Origin of the sequence: Flavobacterium frigoris PS1 (assembly GCF_000252125.1) — a bacterium.
Lineage (GTDB): Bacteria > Bacteroidota > Bacteroidia > Flavobacteriales > Flavobacteriaceae > Flavobacterium > Flavobacterium frigoris_A.
In genome coordinates this window covers 269,799-290,305 of record NZ_AHKF01000015.1, presented here as the reverse complement: position 1 = coordinate 290,305, position 20,507 = coordinate 269,799, and the positions used below count along the sequence as shown (strand labels likewise).

Below are 20,507 nucleotides of genomic sequence, written 5' to 3'. Positions count from 1 at the left end.
TGCAACCAAAATATGAACCTATAATTGATGAATCGCTTTCTTTAATCGATCTCTAATTTCGGTAGCAATTTCAGCAAGTTTTTCGTTTTCTACTGCCTGCATAGAAGCTGCCGGATCAACTGCAGAAACCTCTATTAAGCCTGCCACTTTTTCTTGAACTATTACATTGCAAGGCAACATTGTACCTATCTTATCTTCTGCCAACAGGGCATCATAAGCGAATGGAGGGTTACAGGCACCCAGAATCGTGTAATTGTAAAAATCTATGTCTAGCTTTTTCTTGAATGTCGCTTTCAAATCAATTTCCGTCAGTATCCCGAATCCTTCCGATTTCAGGGATTCTGTTACTTTTTGAATCGCATTCTCGAAGCTGTCATTAATTGTTTTACTAAAATAGTATTCCATGATTATTTTATTTTTTAAATTAAACTTATTTCCTTTTTCTATACCTGTGCGCTAATACTAATAATACTAGTGCAAAAATTAATATTGAGAACCACCAAAAAATATGCATTCCCATGAATGAGTAAGATCCCATGTGCATTTCTCCATTTCCATTATTAAACATAGCTTTATATTTTAAGGTTAAACAAAATTCTTATTTACTCAATCTATTCTTGCTTCTCGTCTTTCATTTTTTTCATATCCATTTTGTCACCCTTCATCTTCTCCATCATTTCCATCATTTTCTCATTCCCCATCATTTCTTTACACATTCCTGACATCATCGCTTTATCATCTTTAGCCTTTTCCATCATTGCTTTCATCATTTCTTTCGTCATTTCTGGATCATCCTTCATCATTTCCTTCATATGGCCCATCATCATTTTTTTCATTTCCGGATTATCTTTCATCTTTGCTATCATTTTAGCTTGATGTAGCTTCATCATTTCTGGATTATCCATCATTTCTGACATCCTTTCTGGATCTTCTTTCATCATTTCCTTCATCTTAGCATGATGCCCTTTCATCATCGTCATTTTGCCGCTTTTGCTACTCATCAATATTCCCATCATTTCCTTTGACATGCTTTCGTCATTGGCAATAGTATTCATTATTTCCATTCTCTTGTCTGATTTTGACAAAACCTGATTTGTTGACTGGCAGGAATTTAGAAGTCCGATTAGCCCAACCGATAGTACAATTTTCTGTAGTGTTTTCATGATATTATTTTTAATTAAATTAAAGTTAATCCTCATTCATTAAAGTTTTAATCCTCTCAATCGCAATGCATTTGCAATTACGGAAACTGAACTAAAACTCATCGCCAAAGCAGCAATCATTGGGGAAAGTAAAATTCCGAAAAACGGATATAAAACTCCTGCAGCAATCGGTATTCCGAGTGCATTATAAAAGAAGGCAAAAAACAAATTTTGATTGATATTTTTCATCACGGCATGACTCAGTTTTTTGGCTTTCACAATACCTTGTAAATCGCCTTTTACCAAAGTGATTTTGGCACTTTCAATCGCAACATCAGTTCCTGTTCCCATTGCTATACCTATATCAGCTTGTGCCAAAGCAGGAGCATCATTGATTCCATCACCGGCCATCGCTACAATTTTACCTTCGGCTTGCAAGCGCTTAATTTCATTGAGTTTATCCTCAGGCAAACAACCTGCAATAAAAGACGTCAATTGCAATTCATCGGCCACCGATTTTGCGGTATTTTCGTTATCACCCGTAAGCATAATCACTTCAACACCTTGACGCATCAATTCTTTTACAGCCGCAACACTTGTCGCTTTTATAGCATCAGTGATGGTCACATATCCCAAAACCACTTTGTCTACTGAGATATACGAAACTGTTTTGCCTAGTTTTTGTTCTGCAATAATTTTATTTTCTAAATCCTCCGAAACCGAAGCATTTACTTGTTCCATTAGCTTTTTATTTCCTAATGCTATTTTTTTATTTGATACTGTTCCTATTACTCCTTTTCCAGAAATTGATTCAAAATCTTTGACTTCTATTAGTGACACCTCTTTCGCTTTTGCAAAATTTACTACGGCTTGCGCCAAAGGGTGTTCACTGTATTGATTGAGAGAAGCGATATTTCTCAACAAATCATCCTCTTGATCATTAGATGAAAAAACCTTTTCTACTGATGGTTTCCCCTCTGTTATCGTTCCTGTTTTATCAGTAATTAAAACATTCACCTTATTCATGTTTTCTAGTGCTTCGGCATTTTTTATCAAAACTCCGGACTGCGCTCCTTTACCTACTCCCACCATTACGGACATGGGTGTTGCTAGACCTAAGGCGCATGGACAAGCGATAATCAAAACTGCCACAGCATTGATAAATCCGTAGATTAAAGCATTGGGTTCTGGTCCAAAATTTGCCCAAATAAAGAAAGTAATTATAGACACAACTACTACAATAGGCACAAAATACTTAGAAATTCTATCCGCTAATTTTTGAATAGGCGCTCTAGATCGGCTGGCATTATTAACCATTTCAACAATTTGCGAAAGCAGGGTTTCAGAACCAATTTTTTCAGCAACCATCACAAATGATTTATTCCCATTTATAGTCCCTGCAACAACGACATCATCGACTTTTTTATCGACAGGAATAGGTTCTCCTGAAATCATCGACTCGTCAATAGTACTTTCCCCATCGGTGATTTTACCATCAACAGGAATTTTATCTCCTGGTTTTACACGTAATAAATCTCCTTTTTTAATATCATGAATCGATATTACTTTATCTTCTCCATCAGCTACCAAAGTGGCTTCTGTAGGCGCTAATTTAAGCAACTCTTTTATAGCTCCACTGGTCTGACTGTGAGCTCTGGCTTCCAATAACTGTCCTAATAAAACCAATGTTAATATTACTGTTGTCGCTTCAAAATACAAGTGAACAGCTCCAGTTTCAGTTTTGAATTCAGCCGGAAAAACATCTGGAAAGAAAATTGCAAAAACACTAAATATAAATGCGACTCCCGAACCTATTCCGATAAGCGTAAACATATTAAGATTCCAAGTAACCAAAGATTTCCAAGCGCGAATGAAAAACATCCAAGCCGCATAAAAAACTACTGGTATGGATAAGGCAAGCTGCACCCAATTCCAGTTTTTCATATCCATGATTTGCATCAAAGGATTGTTTGGTATCATATCTGACATCGCTATTATGAAAATGGGCACTGTAAAAATCAGCGCTATTTTCATCTTTCGCATCAAGTCATTGTAGGTTTTATTTTCCTCACTGTCGGTGGGTTCCATAGGAACTAAATCCATTCCGCAAATAGGGCATGAACCTGGTCCGTCCTGAATTATCTCCGGGTGCATCGGGCAAGTATATTGTTGCCTTTGGTTCAGAATAGGTTGTTGCACTAAATCCATCCCGCATACAGGACAGTCTCCCGCTTTGTCATATACTTTGTCGCCTTCGCAATGCATGGGACAATAATATTTACCAGGAGCTGCGGCTGGTATGTCTTTATTATCAGACTCCTTCTTTGTGCCACAACAGGATTTCTCTGCTGTATTTTCTTTTGATTCAGATACTTTTTCTAAATGCATACCACATTCTGGACATCTTCCTGCTTTGTCATATACTTTATCTCCTTCGCAATGCATGGGACAATAATATGTACTAGCCGTTTCCGGATTCTCCATATTATCATTAGTCTGATGATGATGGTTGCCACAACAGGCTTTTACCTCAGCTTCTATTTTTAATTCGTCAGATGGCTTTTTAGGATGGCTCATCTCTATGGTATATTTTCCAGCAACACTTAGTGCTTCTTGTAACTTCTCAGTTGAAATGTGTTTTTCCATTGTTATGGTTGCAGTTGCCGGATCTAAAGAAACGACCGCTTCAACCCCATCAATGGTGTTCAATGTTTTCTCCACCTTGGTACGACAACCGTCGCAAGACATTCCGGTAACAGTATAGGCATGTGTCATTTTCACGCTATTTTAAGTTAGCCTTACAAATATCCGAATAACATGGTCTTATTCAGTTACACAATTATGGTAACCATTTGTAAGATTTACAAACTGTCAATTTGCTTTCTGGTGTTGTCGCCTAATTTTTTGAATTGCGTAGGCGTAAAACTTGTCACTTTTTTAAATTGATTACTCAAATGGGCTACATTGCTATAGTTGAGTTGAATCGCAATTTCGCTCAGGCTTAATTCATCATAAACAAGCAACTCCTTTGCTTTTTCAATTTTTTGCGCAATAAAATAATGTTCAATTGTAATCCCTTCGCTTACCGAAAAAAGTTTACTCAAAGCACTGTAATCTTGCCTCAAATCTTCAGATAAATAAGTCGATAAATTGAGTTTTAATTTTTCATTTCGATAATGAACCAAATCAATAATAAGATTTTTAATCTGCGCAATTGTCTTGCTTACACTATCTTCCAACAATTCGAAACCTAAATCCTTAAGATTACTTGCTAGCCTTTCTATTTCCACTTCTACTAGTTCACGAGATAGTTCTATCTCCCCTAATTTTATCGAAATAACAGGTAGCTTCATTTTTTCTAATTCCAATTTGACAGCCATTTCGCAACGGCCACAAACCATATTTTTTATGTATAATTTCACACTACTATTCTTTACGCTCCAATCGATTAATCATTTCATTCATTTGCTTAATTTCCTTTTCTTGAGCAATTATGATGTCCTCAGCTAATTTTTTAACTTTGGGATCTTTAAATTCAACATTACTACTGGTCATTATTGCCGAGGAATGATGAGGAATCATTGCTTTCATATATTGAATATCTCCTATAGGAGTTTGAGTACGCAATAAATACAATGTACCAAAAAAGCAAACCGCTGCAAACGCTACAATACTCATATTAATTTTACGATTGGGATACATGCCCCACATAAACAACAACATCAAAATTGCCATAGAAGCAATCATTATTAATGTCGTCATATAAAACCGAGTTAAGCTGTTGAAAATATGACTAAATTCTGCAACGTTTAAAAACATTATCAAGTACATAATTACAAATGAAACTGCCATAATTAAGGCAAATTTTACGTAAGGATTTTTCTTTGAATGTGTGTGATTTTCTTCCAATAAATTAATTTTTAAAAGGTTGTTTTTAAAGATCTTAATTTTTTAAACTTATTTTGTTTTAAAATTATCGGGACTTCTTATGTGGTCCCATCTTAGAAAGATTTAAGCAATGATATCGGTATTTCAAACCAATTATAATTTTCTTTACCAAATTCACAAAAGAATCTAAATCGTTTGACAAATCTGTATAATTGATACAACATGATGACTATTTTTTCCAACTCATACTTTACTTCCACTGCTTTAAAACTCATTGTTATCCTACTAAGTTAGGTTAATTTAACCAATTAACATACAAAGTATTACCCCATTCCATTACTTACATGTCCATTCCTGCCATGGGGTCACTGCCTTTGCGGAATTTATATTCGCTGTTGATGGCATAAGCTCCGGTAATGACCACTTTTTTGGCTGGATCTAAGGCCGATTTAATTTCAATCATTCCATTCGATTCCGCTCCGGTTTCGACCATTACATTTTCAAAAATACCGTGGCTTTTTTCGACCCAGATATAGGTAGCATTTTCTTCCCTGATCACCGCATCGATAGGAATAAACACCCCTTTTAGATTGGATTGTGTTAATCTGGCTACCGCCTGCATTCCAGGTTTTAAAAGTAAATTCGGATTAGGCACTTCCATTCTGATTAAAAGCAACCTGGAATCCGGATTTATTTCGGGATTGATAAACGAAATTTTTGCGGTTATCTCGTTATTCGGATAATCCGCAAAAGACAGCTTTGCCGACTGCCCTATTTTTAAACTTTTAGCATAGTTGACGTTTACTTGCGTTTCAAGCCACAGACTGTTTAAATTGACCAGCTTGATAACGGCGGCGCCCTCCATGACATAACTGCCTTCTGTTGCCGTAATTTCTGAAACATAACCGCTATAGGTACTGTAAAAAGTAGTGTATGGCGAAATTTTAGAATTGGTTTTAATACTCTCAATCAGGCTATTAGACAAACCATAGAACAACAGCTTTTGCTTGGCCGCATTCAACATGCTTTTAGCGTTTTTACCAAAATCACCGGGCATGGACAGTTGTTGGTATGCAGCGAAATAATCTTGTTTGGCTATGGCAATGTCTTCACTATAGAGCTGGTAAACAGCCTGGTTTTTCTGGATGTAATCCCCTTCGGTTTTAAAGTATAATTTCTCGATTCGTCCCATAGCCCTGGCAGAAATGGTTTTCATTCTCTCTTGGTCAACCGCCAAAACCCCCGTATAATTTTCTACCAGACTGCTTTCCGTTTCAGAAATCGTCCGTACACTGATATTACCCAGTTTTATCTGCTGGTCACTTAACGCAATCTCATTTGAGGCAGAATTGTCTTTTTTCATTGGCGTTAAATCCATATGGCAAATAGGACATTTCCCCGGTTTGTCCTCCTTAACCTGAGGATCCATTGAGCAGGTATAGTAAATATTTTTTTCCGCCTGATGTTCACTATGATCTTCCTCGTTTTTACCGTTGCAGGCAGCAAGAAAAGCGAAGATCATAAATAGAAAAATTATTGTTTTTATCTTTTTCATAATTATTCCGTTTTTATAAAGCTTCCGCTATCGATCAAATACTGCGCATTCCCGGCAAGGGTATCCTGCGTAGAGACTCCTTCGATAACCTGAACGAAATCATTGATTTCAATCCCTGTTTTTATTACCGCAGTTTTAAAACCATTCTCTTTTTTAACAAAAACCACCTTTTTAGTTCCGATGCTTACCAAAGCTTGTTTTCTTAGCCAAATTCCTTTTACTGGATTTGTTTCTATAATTCCTTGCAGTCGCAAACCGACGGGGAATTTTAAATTTCTGTTATTAAGATATACCCTCACTCGGTTGGTTTTTTCGTTTTGGTTAAGTTGCGTTTCGATAAAGTTCACTTTCGCGTTGAAATAATCCTTTTTGTCTAATTCCGACGAAATTCTAATCGACTGATTTACTTTTACCAGACTATTGTAGCCCTGTATAACATTAAAGACCCCCCAAACTTTATCCGTATTCACCAATTTAAAAACAATTTCGTTTTTCTTGATATAATCTCCTTCCTTTAAATCCAAAGAAGTCGTTGTTGTCTCGGCGCTTTGCATATTCCCTGTTGTGCTTTTGTCCTTGCTTTCCGTTCCTTCTACAATTCCACTACTTGGACTGTATATGGACACTACCGGATTTACCCTTTTGGCTGCAGCCAATGAATTGATCTGACTGCTACTCATTCCGTAAAGCAACAATTTTTGTTTTGATGCTTTTATGATTGAAGTATTTTCCGGATCATTGGTTATCAAATAAAGATAATTTTGCTGGGCTGTCAGTAATTCCGGGCTGTACAAATCAAATAATTTTTGGCCTTTATTTACTTTTTGAAACTTGTAATTCACATACATTTTTTCTATCCTGCCACTGATTCTTGCGGATATGTTTACGGACGAATTAGGATCGTAGGCCACAAGTCCCGGCAAATGCAGTTCACTGCTTATTGTCGTATCTTTAGGCGTAGTGGTTTGAAAATTCCCCACCACAAATTGATCTGTGGGTTCCAATAAGTGTTCGATCGAATGATTTTCCTCAGGCTGCTTTTCGCTCACTTTCTTCACCAAAGTCATTCCACAAATGGGGCAATTCCCGGGTTCGTTTCTTATGATCTGAGGATGCATAGAACAAGTGTAAACCTCCTCTTCATGTAAATGGGAAGTTTGATCATTCGATTTTTCCACAAAATAATAAATGGTGAATCCAACAGTTAGAACCGCGATAGCCAACAAACTATATTTTAAATATTTGTTCATAATTATTTCGTTTCGAGTTGTTTTTCGATTTCTACCTGAGTACTCAAAATAGCCTGAAGTTTATCTAATTTATCGATATGAGCCATGTTTAATGCTTCCCATGAATCCAGCACAACAAACAAATCACCTGTGTTATTTTGCCAGGCCAGAATTGCCGTATCATAATTTCTTTGCAATGCCGGAATGATGCTTTTTTCGGCAATATCATATTGCTTTTTAAGATTTTTTAATTCAGTTTCCATCCCTGAAATCATGCCCGTTGCCTCGTTGAGAATCATTTGTTTTTGCCATTCCAGACTTTCGTTTTTTATCTTGATGCTATTGATCGTCGCCTTATTCATTTTAGTAGACCAAGGCATCGGAATACTAACCATACCCATCAATGAAAATTGCTGTGGACGGTCGCCAAAGGCAAACATATGATCGTATTTCACGCCAAACTCCGGCAACAATTTCGATTTCTCGGTTTCAATTTTCAACTGATTCAATTCCATTGTTCTTTCGATCGCCTGCACATCGCTGCGATTTTTGGAAAGGGAACTGTTGTCTGATTCCATTACATCAAATTCCTTTAATGAATAGGTCGGATCGATTTCAAAGACCGTATTTTTATCCCTTGCCATCAGGGTATTGAGCATGATTCTTTTTTGAGCAATGTTGTTTTGCAACATGACCAACATGCTTTGCAATCCACTGTATTGGGATTTCGCCTTGTAATACGTTGGCAGTTTGTCCATGTTGTATTGATAGCGTATTTCCATGCTTTTTATCATGTATTCCAAAAGCAACAAATTGTCATTGGCGATTTTTATTTTTTTATCCAACACCAGCCATTGGTAATAATTGGCTTTGGCCAAAGCATTCAGCTGATTGGCGGTGTAATTTTTGTTTTCGGCTTCCACTGAAGACATCGCGTTCATGTAATTGGAATCGGCCTTCAGTTTGGAGCCATTGGGAATCATTTGCGTAAAGCCAACCATATAAGCACCCATTCCCGGATTCATTTCATCCGCTTTCCACATTTTCACATTGTAAGGCGCCATAAACAAACCTGTATTAATTTGTGGTGCCATCCAGCTATTTGCGCCTTTGGCCGAAGCATCCATACTTTGAATCTCGGCATCATACATTTTTAACTGTGGATTGTTGCTTTTGATTATACCCAAAACGGCATCCAGCGAAAGTGTTTGCCCATATACATCTGCAAAGCCAAAAATCAAACAACCTATAACGATATACTTTTTAATGTTTCGCATCGATAATCTCTATTTTACCTTTTGTTCTTAATTCACGAAGTTTTGTCATTTCAAAAACAACCGGCGTTACTAATAATACATAAATAGTTGAAGTGATTGTTCCTCCAATAAGCGGAACCGTAATAGGAATCATTACATCAGCCCCTGTACCCGTTGACCATAAAATAGGGATTAACCCAAACAAAGCGACAGATACTGTCATTAACTTGGGACGCAATCTTTTCGCAGAGCCGAAAATAATATAGTCCCGTAATATCTCTTCCGTGAGTGTCTCTCTGCTGTTTCCATGTTTCTCCACCATTTTGATCATGGCTTCATTTAAATAAATGGTAATCAACATCGCAGTTTCGATGGCCAGACCAAACAAAGCGATGAAACCAACTGCGACTGCCACCGATAAATTAATATCATAAAAGTAAACCATGAAAATCCCACCAATCAAGGCAAAAGGCACCGTAATCATCGTGATGAATGCCTCCTTCATGGAGCGATAGGTAAAATATAAAATCAGGAAAATGATAATGACAACCAAGGGTAAAATCATGCCTAATGTTTTGTTGGCCCGAATTTGGTTTTCCCATTGTCCACTCCATTCCATATAATAGCCTTTTGGCATTTTAGTGATCATTGCATTCAGCTTGTCCTGAGCTTCCTGTACGGTACTCCCTAAATCGCGACCCCGAACATTAAACAAAACGCTCCCACGAAGCATGGCGTTTTCACTATTGATCATTGGCGGGCCATCGCTTATTTTAATGTCGGCGACGGTTTCTAAAGGTATTGGTCCAAAATCCATTGTCTGAACCTGAAGTTTTTTCAGGGCTTCAAGACTGTTTCTATATTCTTGCGCATATCTTGCATTGACCGAAAACCGCTCTCTTCCTTCGATAGTTGTCGTTAATATCATCCCTCCAATGGCCGCTTCAACGACACTATTGACATCATCAACGCTAAGTCCATACCTACCTATCACTTCTCGCTTGGCAACGATATCAATATATTTCCCTCCAGTAATAGGTTCCGCAAATAAATCTTTCACTCCCTCGGTGCCTTCCAGTGCTTTTTTAATTTTTTGGGACAAAATATCAATAGTGTCTAGACTGGCACCATATATTTTTATTCCCACATCAGTTCTAATACCCGTAGAAAGCATATTAATTCGATTAATGATGGGCTGCGTGAAACCATTAGTCACTCCGGGAATTTGTAACTTATTGTTTATTTCCGTTATGATATCGCCTTTCGTTTTCCCGTCTCTCCATTCATTATGGGGTTTCAGCAAAACGATGGTCTCAATCATACTTATCGGACTGTTGTCGGTTGCCGTATTAGCCCTACCCGCTTTTCCTAAAACGTGGGTAACCTCCGGAATCGATTTTATTAATTTGTCCTGAACCTGCAAGATGCGTTTTACCTCAGAGTTAGAAACATCGGGTAAGGTTACAGGCATAAATAAAATACTACCTTCATCTAAAGGCGGCATAAATTCAGATCCCAGTCGGGTAAACATCAATCCACCTATTAATAAAGCAACTATATTTACTGCTAATACCGATTTTCTCCATTTCAAACAAAAAGTCAGAATGGGCGTATAGATACTTTCCAGTTTTCTGTTGATTGGGTTTTTATTTTCAGGACGAAGTTTCCCTTTTAGCAAAAAACTAATTAAAACTGGCGTCAGTGTTATGGCTAGAAAAGCGTCTACAATTAATATAAACGACTTGGTCCAAGCCAGAGGGCTGAATAATTTCCCTTCCATCCCTGTCAATAGAAAAACGGGCAAAAAAGAAGCAATTACGATTAGTGTCGAATAAAAAACACCGGGCCCAACTAATTTTGAGGAGTCCTCAATCAGCTTCATCCTTTCTTCGGGAGGCAGCGGATCATGCTCTTTCTTGAATATTCTTTTAAATAATATTTTCATCACTGTTGATTAATGATTGTTGTCCAATTCTTCCTGTTTCTCAGAGATGCTCCGATAGGCATTTTCGACCATTACGATTCCATCATCAACCACAACCCCTATCGCCAGTGCAATACCGGTTAAAGACATAATATTGGATGAAATCCCGAAAGCTTCCAATAAAATAAAACCTATGGCAACGGATATCGGCAATTGTATCAAAATTATCAGTGCGCTTCGCCAATGAAAAAGGAACAGCAAAACGATAATGGACACTACAATCATCTCCTCTATCAAAGTCCCTTTAACCGATTCGATTGCTTTTTCTATCAGTACGCTTCTATCATAGGAAGTCTTGAAGGAAACGCCTTCCGGCAATCCTTTTGCGACTTCTTTCATTTTAAGCTTTACGGCTTTTATCACCTTATCGGCATTTTCTCCGTAGCGCATCACCACGATTCCGCCCACAACTTCCCCTTCGCCGTTGGCATCAAAAATCCCAACACGCGAATCTCCACCCATTTGCACCGAGCCAATGTCACTTACCTTTACGGGTATCGAATTGTAGTTTTTGATGGCAATGTCTTCTACATCTTTTATGTTTTTAATATAGCCCAATCCCCTGACGATATAGGACATATTGCTCATTTCAAACTTTCTTCCGCCCACATCATTGTTACTCGTTTTGACCGCTTTCATCACCTCCATCATGCTCACATTATAGTACTGCATTTTTAAAGGGTCCAAAACCAGTTGGTATTGTTTTTCGAATCCTCCAAACGAAGCTACTTCAGCTACTCCAGGAACGGTTTGTAGAGCAAACTTCACGTACCAGTCCTGCAGGGCGCGTTGTTCTCCCAAATCCATTCCATTAGTTTCCAGATGATACCAAAAAACATGACCTACCCCGGTCCCATCAGGCCCCAGAGTGGGAACAACATTATCAGGCAGCAAGCGCTGTGCATAATTTAGTCGTTCCAATACACGGGTTCTTGCCCAATATGGATCTACATCCTCTTCAAAAATGATATATACAAAACTCATCCCAAACATAGACGAGGCTCGGATATTCTTTATTTTGGGAATTCCTTGTAAATTAGAAACCAGTGGATAAGTCACCTGGTCTTCAATTACCTGTGGACTTCTACCCATCCATTCCGTAAAAACAATAACTTGATTTTCTGACAAGTCAGGAATAGCATCAATAGGATTTTGTTGCACGCTGTATATCCCCCAGCCAAATAAACAAGCTGAAACGAGTAAAACAAGCATTCGGTTTTTTAGAGAAAATGATATTAATTTTTCTACCATAATAGCATACTGTTTTTTATGAAAGACGATCTTTCATTTTATCGATCCAATGGGTTACTTCTTCTTACCATTCGTTGGTAATTCCGCCACAAGTCAACATTTCAGATCCATAATACGGATTCTTGATTTCCTTGGTTTCACTAATCCAATACCCACTCTTCCCTTGGTCGTACATTGGACAATAGTCTCTATATATTTTTCTGTCTGTTCCAAAAATTTTGATCAATTCGTTAACATCTTTGCTCAACATCGCAAAATGTTCCCTTTGGCTGTCGATTTTTCCTGAATTATCCCCAATCTGTTCCGCATGTTCTTTAGCATCATCAGCAAGATCTGCGTACACTTTTTTAAATTCAGTCTCAATTTTATCAGATTTTAAATCCTTTAATGTCGCATTTAAATCTTTGGCTGCATTGGCCGCCTCTTTAGAATTATCGTTTGCTAATGCGTCTTTTACTTTTAAATAATTGTTCAAAATTCCCTCAATAGAAAACGATGATTTACTCAATGGTTCCGCTTGTGTTTTAACTTCTTCAGGAGCAGTTGCCACTTGGGTAACTGGCTCCGTTAATTCCATACCGCATACAGAACAGGCTTCCCCTTGTTTGCCATGTACTTCAGGATGCATTGGGCAAGAATACACTTCAGAGCTTGATTCTGTTGTTACTGGTTCTGTTGTGCTACTACCTTCATTTTTTTTGCATGATACTACTGTCATTGCCATTATCATTACCGTAAGAATTATTTTTTTCATTTTATTATAATTTAAGTATTTGTAAATATTTTTTGTCTTGTACCTGTTTTAATTTGTTACGTTAAAAAAAGTGTATTCCAGTCGAAGCAAAAACCCATTTGGAGCCGTACGATTCATCGTAGTGTATAGCTCTTGTTTGTATGCCACATCAATTCTTGCCTGACTGTTAATTATAAACTGAACTGAGGGAACAACATCCAAATACGATTTTCCGTTGCCGTTTAATCGTTGTCCCAAGAATTCAACCATCGCATTAATATTGGTTTGTTTAAAACTAGTATATTTTTTTGGATGTAATAACTGCCCTATCGAAAGCGTATAATTCATAGCACTATTACTTTGGGTGTTGGGAAACTCATAATGATTATTATTAAGTGCTCTTTCATAACTAACGGACGAACTTATGGCCGTTTTATTCACTAATTTAGTTGCCACAATTCCTGTTTCATATCCAGAATTAAGCCCAATAGTTTCAATTCCTTCCTGATCAATAGGAGAATTATTAGTACTTAGCCTTCCAAAAGCGGCTAATCTAAAATGACTGTGAATATCATCAATAGAGAAGAAACGATATTTAGCATATATACTTCCCCCTTGAAACATAAAATCACCTTCTTTGTCATTCATGAATGCAGTAGCATGGATCATCCAGTTTCTATTAATGCCCCACATTATTTCAGGCATGTCTTGGTAATTAACGCCTCCGCCTTTATTAAAAGTAAGCAAACTTGTATTTCGAATTCCTATAGAGCCAGCTGGCATATTACTGGCAGGTTCAGTCATAACAAACAACTCTTGTGCCTTGATTTGAAAAGAAATCAAAATCAAAAACACCATTCCTAAATATTTCATTTAAATTACTTTTATAAGATATGTCTTATCGTGGGAACTAAAACCAAGGTATTTCACAAGTGATTTCTCCGATTTTTTGTATTCTTTTTTGGTAACAAAACCGTCATTTAACACCTTCACTTTTACTAGTCCATTGATAAATTTATCAGTTGGATTTACAAACACATAAGTTCCATTTTCCTTTTTAACTTTTAAGTTATCTTTAGTTTCAACACTTCCCAAATCCATTGTTAATACCATCGAACCAATAAAGAAACCAGTTTTCTCCACACTCTCTTTTAGTGAATTTGGACTTAATGAACTGTTCTTTTTTAGATTAACAGTAAATGTATTTGTGTTTAAATCAGTGCTGACACTTTCTACTCCGGCCATTGATTTAAACTGCTTATTAATTGCATTAGAACACATTGAGCAAGTTAAACCAATAGCAATGATTTCAGCTTTTGTAATTTGAGAATAGCTATTGACTGATGTAATCACCATTAAAAAGGCTATTAACAGTTGTTTGATATTAAATACTTTCATTTTCTTGACTTTGATTTATTATTTAATAGTTTCAACAGTAGACCCACAAGTCATCATTTTTGAACCATAGTAAGGATTTTTAACTTCATTTTCTTTGCTTAACCAATTGGCTTTAACCATTGGGCAATACTGATAATAAGTTGGTGTATCTTCTTTTGAAACTTTCATCAACTCATACATATTTTTGGAAACCGATTTGAAAAATTCTCTCTGAACTTTAATATCCTGCGTTTCAAAAATTTTCTTAACATCGGAACCCAGATCTTTATATACTTTCATCCAAACCATGTGCTCTTCCATTTTCAAGTTTTCCATTTCTACGGTATTAATATCTTCTAGTAGGCCTTTTGCTTTTATTGATGCCGTTGCAGCATCTGTTTTCACCAATGCATCTTTTACTGAAAAATAATCATCAAAAACTAACTTCAACTGATTTGTCTGTTCTTGTATAGCGATACTTTCATTTGATTCCATATCAGTACTTACATTTACGTCCATTTTGCTCTGTTCTTTAGCATCACGATCATACTGACAACATGCATGAAGTGTATCGTACTTAGAATCTGGCGCCAGAAATTTTTCGCTGTCGTAACCTGCCAATGCAATACGCTTCAGGATTTCATCTGGATTGGTTTTAGCGGTGTCATAAGTAATCGTAGCTATTTTACTGTCTTTATCCCAATCTACAATTGCAGTATTTTTAAGGTTTCCAGCTTTTTCAATTTTGGTTTCGCACATTCCGCAATTGCCAAAAATTTTCATGTTTTCCGTTTTTGCATTTTTAATTTGCGCAGTGGAAACTGCCATTGACAGCAATAGTACTATTGCCGTCACCGTTGTTTTTAGTGATTTCATTCTCTATATAATTTGAAGTTGAATAAGCTAAATAATGACCAAACCATAGCGATTAAACTATACTTTAATAATTAAAAATAGCCGATAAATAATTGATTGTAAAGCAAAACTTGCTTTGAATTTGACACACAATTGGCTGTCAAAAAAAGAATTTAGCCTATTTTAGGTATAAGCCAAATGGACGAATATCCTGCAGAAGTGAAGGATACTGATTGGTAAAATTTTGTTTTTTTAGTAGAAAAATTAAAAACATTGTCATCAATTTCTAATGGGATAGAAGAAACTATTCCTATACTCAAGGATGGAGCACTGCACATAGCGTGCCCACACTTTCCATTACAACCATTGTGACTTTTGCTTTTTGACTTGGAATCCTTGCTACAGCAATCTTTCTCGCCTTCTTTTGAAGACATTTCTTTAGCACAAGTTTTTTTTACTGAACGGTCGCCACATGCAAAAGTAGTAGTTGGCATCAGGAAGACGCCAAGCAAAACAATTAATAACAAGTGGATTTTCTTCATTTTTTTTCTATAATACGTAACAAAATTAGTGAAACTAAATTAGTTCAGCACTAAATAATTGTTAAAACCGCTTCTAAAAGAAACAATTTTACTACTAATTTATTTCGTATCTCCTAGTATTGAATACATAAGCGACTGAGATACTGATAAAATAATACTAAACAATAGAGCTGTAAAAAAAGAATCCACACTAAAACCTCCCACGATATTATCACATAGTATAATGATTAGCGCATTAATTACTAATAAGAACAAACCTAGGGTTATAAAAGTAATTGGTAAAGTCAAAATCACTAATATAGGTTTAATAAAAATATTAAGTAATCCAAGAACCACAGCTACAATTAAGGCTTTGCTAAAACCATCTACATGAACTCCTGTCATGAAGTTAGCAATAAGCAATACCAAAGCTGATGTAATAAGAATTCTGACGATTAGTTTCATGTCGTTTAATTTTTAATAAAAGTAGTACTATTTTTTCTCGTTGGATTTATTTTAAAAAAGAAATTGCCAATTCGTGAAACATTTTTGGGTTTTCGGCATGAAGCCAATGACCTGTATTTGGGATAGTCTCGATCTTTGAAGCGGGGAAATGCTTTTTTATGTTTTCGAAATCACTGTCTAAAATATAATTAGAATTTCCGCCACGGATAAAAAGGGTAGGGTTATTGAAAATGGCGGCATCCGGAAGTGGCACTCCTATTTCATCCATTTTTTTGTTAAAAACAGATAGATTGAATCGAAAAGCTAATTGCCCTGGCTCTTGCCAATACAAACTTTTCATCAAGAACTGTCTGGTGCCAAAGTCCGTTATAAATGGTGAAAGAATATCTTCCACTTCAGAGCGTCCTGGTTTCTTCGAAAAATCAACTGCGTTCAAACCTGCCAAAATGGCTTGGTGGTGCTGAGGATAAAATTTAGGACCAATGTCTGCAACAATCAATTTATCGACCATTTCTGGATACGTGGTGGCAAACAACATCGCCGTTTTGCCCCCCATCGAATGTCCAATAATAGCAACATTGTCTAAATTATTAGCTTGGCAATATTCATAAATATCGTTAGCCATTATTTCGTAACTAAATTCTTCCGACTGTATACTCCTACCGTGGTTGCGCAGGTCTAGCATATGCACTTGAAAACCCTCAGTAGAAAACTGTGTCCCAAGTGTTTTCCAGTTGTCTAACATTCCTAAAAATCCGTGAAGTATCAATAATGGTTTTCCTTCGCCTTCTATTTTTGAATATAGCATTTAATTGTCGTTTTTATTTTGGGTTTGCATGAGGGATAGTAGCGAAAATCCTTTTATATAATGAAGCGACAGCGAAATAATATAAAAGATTGTAGCGTATAGCCCGACCCGCTTTTTTTTGCGGGTCATGCCCCAATTATTTTATTTTAATTTTTGCAAATACATGTTAACCACATTCTCTAGACCTAAATATAGCGCTTCTGAAATTAAAGCATGACCTATAGAAACTTCTAATAAACCTGGAATATTTTGTTTAAAAAACTGAATGTTGTCCAGACTCAAATCGTGACCAGCATTGACACCAAGTCCCAATTCATTTGCCAGAACCGCTGATTTCACATAAGGATCGATCCCGTTTTCATTGCCCAAACCGTATTGGTACGCAAAGGCTTCCGTATACAATTCAATTCTATCCGCTCCCGTCTTTTTTGCACCTTCGATAATTTCTAGTATTGGGTCAACAAAAATCGAAGTTCTAATGCCGTAACGTTGAAATTCTTGAATCATTTCAGTCAAATAAGACTGATTCTTGATGGTATCCCATCCAGCCGAAGAGGTAATTGCACCAATTGCATCTGGTACTAAAGTAACTTGGTCTGGCTTACACTCTAAAACCAAATCGATGAAATTATGCTGCGGATTTCCCTCTATATTGTATTCTGTATAAACGACCGATTTTAGATCGCGAGCATCTTGGTATCTTATATGACGCTCATCAGGACGGGGATGAATGGTGATTCCTTGTGCACCAAATTTTTGAATATCGGTTGCTACCTTTAATAAATCAGGTACATTTCCTCCACGAGCATTACGTAAAGTAGCTATTTTGTTGATATTTACACTTAACTTTGTCATTGGAATACTTTTTGATTGAATAATAAAGGTTTAATTGAAGCAAAAATACAAAGTAAAAGGTAGGAGTTTTTGCCTTTTTTTGATTATTTTGCATAAAAATTGAGGATTTATTTAAGATGGAAATTACAAACTACATAACCACTGATTTTAAAGCCATTGACAGCCAAGATAAAATTGCAACTGTTAAAGATTTTTTTGCGGACGTAAACTACTCCCATTTTCCCGTCGTTGAGGAGGGTGTTTTCATAGGTAGCATTGCCACTGAAGACATCGAAACTTTTGATGATGATAAAAAAGTCCACGATTACAGATATACGCTCGAGCCTTTTTTTACCAGAACTGATTCTATCTGGATCGAGGTTTTGGAGATTTTTGCAAAAAACCGTGCGAATTTGATACCCGTTTTAGACGAAAACAACAACTATGTTGGCTATTATGAAATAGAGGACATCATGAGTTTTTTTCACCAAACACCCTTTTTAAAAGAACCGGGAAGTATTATAAAAATTAAAAAAGGAGTTTTAGATTATTCAATGAGCCAGATTACACAAATAGTGGAAAGCAACAATGGAAAACTACTAGGCCTATTCATTTCTGAATCAGACATAGACACTATTGAAGTTACTGTAAAAATAAACTTAGGCCCGATAAATGAAATCATCCAAACCTTTAGAAGGTATGGTTATGAAATCACATCTGAACACCACGAAGACAATTATATCAATACCTTAAAAGACCGTTCGGACTATTTAGACAAATACCTTAATATGTAGTTGTTTATTCGGTTACTGATTTAACCGTCATTCACAGAATCAAAAATTAATAAGCAAACGATTAAGCAGCCTAATGAAAGTAGCCATTTACGGTCAATATTACCAAAACAGTACAGAACCAATTATAAGAGACATTTTTGTTTTTTTTAATCAAAACAAGGTAGAGTTAGTTATTGAGGCTAATTTTCTTGAAATGCTCTATGAAAAAGAAATCATCAAAAAAGAGTATAATACTTTTTCATCTCACACAGAATTGGACCAAAGCTTTGACATGTTAGTAAGCATTGGTGGTGATGGCACTATCTTAAGGGCAGCAACCTTAGTTCGAAATTCCGGCGTGCCTATCTTAGGTATAAATGCTGGTCGATTGGGCTTTCTAGCCACTGTACAAAAGGAGAACATTGATGAATTTCTACAAATTGTTCTCGATAAAAAATACACTCTTTCTAAAAGAACCTTACTGAGTTTAACGTGCGACCCACCAAATGAAGCACTGCAGGACATCAATTTTGCTATGAACGAAATTTCAGTCAGCCGTAAGGACACTACTTCGATGATAACAATTGACACCTTTTTAAATGGTGAAATATTAAATTCCTACTGGGCAGACGGATTAATTATATCGACACCAACCGGATCAACGGGATATTCCCTAAGTTGCGGAGGACCAATCCTCACCCCTGATGTAAAAAGCTTAGTGATTACACCAATTGCACCACACAATCTAAATGCAAGACCACTTGTAATTCCAGACGAAACAGAAATTAAACTAAAAGTTTCTGGTAGAGAAGACAACTATTTAGTTTCATTGGACTCCAGAATCACTTCAGTTGGAAATGAATCAGTATTGACCATAAAAAAAACCCCTTTTCAAATAAACATGGTCGAAATACCAGAAGAAACATTTTTAAAAACCCTCCGCACCAAATTGCTTTGGGGAGAAGACAAAAGGAATTAAACCTTTTTTTCCGCAGCTCTATACGATTTTATCTTTTTCTTTCGTTTTGCTTAAACAACTTCAATTCATATCAGTCGATCTGTCCATAAATGAAATAATAATGACATTTAACACAATGGATATTGATTCCTATTGATAATTATTATATTTGCACGCAATTTTAAATTAAAATGATTAAAATCTTCCGCTTCTTTATATGCTTACTGTCGACTATAACCATGCAATCTCAGATACATGAAATTGGAGTATTTGCAGGCGGTAGCAACTATATAGGAGACATAGGTCCAACTACGTATATTGACCCTCATGAACCTGCAATCGGGATACTTTATAAGTGGAATAAAAGCCCTAGGCATGCTTACCGCTTTTCTTACACACAGTCAAAAATAACTTCAAGTGATTTTGATTCCAAAGAACCCAGTAGAAGTCAAAGAGGCTATCATTTTGAAAATAACATAAAAGAAGTATCTTTAGGCCTTGAATTCAATTTTTTCGACTTTAACCTTCATGAATTAGGGCGACAATTTACTCCTTATATATATAGCGGAATTAATTACACCCAATACAATGGTCTGTTTTTTGTAAACGGCGAAACAAGATCTGACGCAGACCACGGAACAATTGGAATTCCAATGACTGTTGGCGTTAAAGCAAACCTAAACAGTCGCTTTATACTAGGATTAGAGGTTGGGGCAAGATACACACTCGCTGATGATATTGACGGGAGCAACCCCACTAATAAAAACTTAGAAGAACTGAAATTTGGAAATATAAATAATAATGATTGGTACGTTTTTTCAGGGTTAACATTAACATATACCTTTGGCGAAAAACCCTGTTATTGTGCAGACTAAAAA

General features: G+C 36.4%; 19 protein-coding genes and 1 pseudogene. 3 read left to right on the top strand and 17 right to left on the bottom strand.

What is annotated here, in order from left to right:
• Positions 1–18: 18 nt before the first annotated feature.
• The 17 genes and pseudogenes from HJ01_RS06580 to HJ01_RS06495 form a co-directional block, all read right to left on the bottom strand.
• Complete coding sequence (locus tag HJ01_RS06580; RefSeq protein WP_007137554.1) at positions 19–405, bottom strand: DUF302 domain-containing protein; 387 nt, start codon at positions 403–405, stop codon at positions 19–21.
• 206 nt (positions 406–611) lie between these two features.
• Positions 612–1,163, bottom strand: coding sequence for a hypothetical protein (locus HJ01_RS06575; RefSeq protein ID WP_040473756.1), 552 nt, complete (start codon positions 1,161–1,163; stop codon positions 612–614).
• 39 nt (positions 1,164–1,202) lie between these two features.
• A complete protein-coding gene (locus HJ01_RS06570) occupies positions 1,203–3,917 on the bottom strand; it encodes a heavy metal translocating P-type ATPase (protein ID WP_007137551.1) in 2,715 nt (904 codons plus the stop codon).
• An 86-nt stretch (positions 3,918–4,003) separates the two neighbouring features.
• On the bottom strand, positions 4,004–4,543 hold the full coding sequence (locus HJ01_RS06565) for a helix-turn-helix domain-containing protein (RefSeq protein ID WP_007137550.1): 540 nt from the start codon (positions 4,541–4,543) through the stop codon (positions 4,004–4,006).
• Positions 4,544–4,568: 25 nt separating this feature from the next.
• Entirely contained in the window at positions 4,569–5,051 is a 483-nt protein-coding gene (locus tag HJ01_RS06560) for a DUF305 domain-containing protein (protein ID WP_007137549.1), read from the bottom strand.
• A gap of 319 nt (positions 5,052–5,370) precedes the next feature.
• On the bottom strand, positions 5,371–6,585 hold the full coding sequence (locus HJ01_RS06555) for an efflux RND transporter periplasmic adaptor subunit (protein ID WP_007137548.1): 1,215 nt from the start codon (positions 6,583–6,585) through the stop codon (positions 5,371–5,373).
• A gap of 2 nt (positions 6,586–6,587) precedes the next feature.
• Positions 6,588–7,835 (bottom strand): efflux RND transporter periplasmic adaptor subunit, encoded by a 1,248-nt coding sequence (locus HJ01_RS06550; protein WP_040473742.1) that lies wholly within the window; start codon positions 7,833–7,835, stop codon positions 6,588–6,590.
• A 2-nt stretch (positions 7,836–7,837) separates the two neighbouring features.
• On the bottom strand, positions 7,838–9,091 hold the full coding sequence (locus tag HJ01_RS06545) for a TolC family protein (RefSeq protein WP_007137546.1): 1,254 nt from the start codon (positions 9,089–9,091) through the stop codon (positions 7,838–7,840).
• Positions 9,078–12,266 (bottom strand): annotated as a pseudogene (locus HJ01_RS17870) (efflux RND transporter permease subunit). The gene HJ01_RS06545 and the pseudogene HJ01_RS17870 overlap by 14 nt, the downstream one beginning before the upstream one ends.
• Positions 12,267–12,369: 103 nt before the next feature.
• The gene (locus HJ01_RS06530; protein ID WP_007137543.1) at positions 12,370–13,059 is read right to left on the bottom strand and encodes a DUF3347 domain-containing protein; all 690 of its coding nucleotides are present in this window, start codon (positions 13,057–13,059) and stop codon (positions 12,370–12,372) included.
• 48 nt (positions 13,060–13,107) lie between these two features.
• Positions 13,108–13,911 (bottom strand): hypothetical protein, encoded by an 804-nt coding sequence (locus tag HJ01_RS06525; protein WP_007137542.1) that lies wholly within the window; start codon positions 13,909–13,911, stop codon positions 13,108–13,110.
• On the bottom strand, positions 13,912–14,436 hold the full coding sequence (locus HJ01_RS06520) for a heavy-metal-associated domain-containing protein (RefSeq protein WP_040473740.1): 525 nt from the start codon (positions 14,434–14,436) through the stop codon (positions 13,912–13,914).
• 18 nt (positions 14,437–14,454) lie between these two features.
• Positions 14,455–15,291 (bottom strand): DUF3347 domain-containing protein, encoded by an 837-nt coding sequence (locus tag HJ01_RS06515; RefSeq protein ID WP_007137539.1) that lies wholly within the window; start codon positions 15,289–15,291, stop codon positions 14,455–14,457.
• A 152-nt stretch (positions 15,292–15,443) separates the two neighbouring features.
• Positions 15,444–15,812: a hypothetical protein gene (locus HJ01_RS06510; protein ID WP_040473739.1), complete on the bottom strand. Its 369-nt coding sequence runs from the start codon at positions 15,810–15,812 to the stop codon at positions 15,444–15,446.
• Positions 15,813–15,911: 99 nt separating this feature from the next.
• A complete protein-coding gene (locus tag HJ01_RS06505; protein WP_007137536.1) occupies positions 15,912–16,256 on the bottom strand; it encodes a phage holin family protein in 345 nt (114 codons plus the stop codon).
• A gap of 46 nt (positions 16,257–16,302) precedes the next feature.
• Positions 16,303–17,064 (bottom strand): alpha/beta fold hydrolase, encoded by a 762-nt coding sequence (locus HJ01_RS06500; RefSeq protein ID WP_007137535.1) that lies wholly within the window; start codon positions 17,062–17,064, stop codon positions 16,303–16,305.
• A 141-nt stretch (positions 17,065–17,205) separates the two neighbouring features.
• On the bottom strand, positions 17,206–17,919 hold the full coding sequence (locus tag HJ01_RS06495) for a pyridoxine 5'-phosphate synthase (protein ID WP_007137534.1): 714 nt from the start codon (positions 17,917–17,919) through the stop codon (positions 17,206–17,208).
• Between the two features lie 116 nt (positions 17,920–18,035).
• Between HJ01_RS06495 and HJ01_RS06490 the strand changes: the two genes are divergently transcribed.
• From HJ01_RS06490 to HJ01_RS06480, 3 genes are all read left to right on the top strand, one after another.
• On the top strand, positions 18,036–18,692 hold the full coding sequence (locus HJ01_RS06490) for a CBS domain-containing protein (protein ID WP_007137533.1): 657 nt from the start codon (positions 18,036–18,038) through the stop codon (positions 18,690–18,692).
• 73 nt (positions 18,693–18,765) lie between these two features.
• Complete coding sequence (locus HJ01_RS06485; protein ID WP_007137532.1) at positions 18,766–19,650, top strand: NAD kinase; 885 nt, start codon at positions 18,766–18,768, stop codon at positions 19,648–19,650.
• 170 nt (positions 19,651–19,820) lie between these two features.
• On the top strand, positions 19,821–20,504 hold the full coding sequence (locus tag HJ01_RS06480) for a DUF6089 family protein (RefSeq protein WP_007137531.1): 684 nt from the start codon (positions 19,821–19,823) through the stop codon (positions 20,502–20,504).
• Positions 20,505–20,507: the final 3 nt, after the last annotated feature.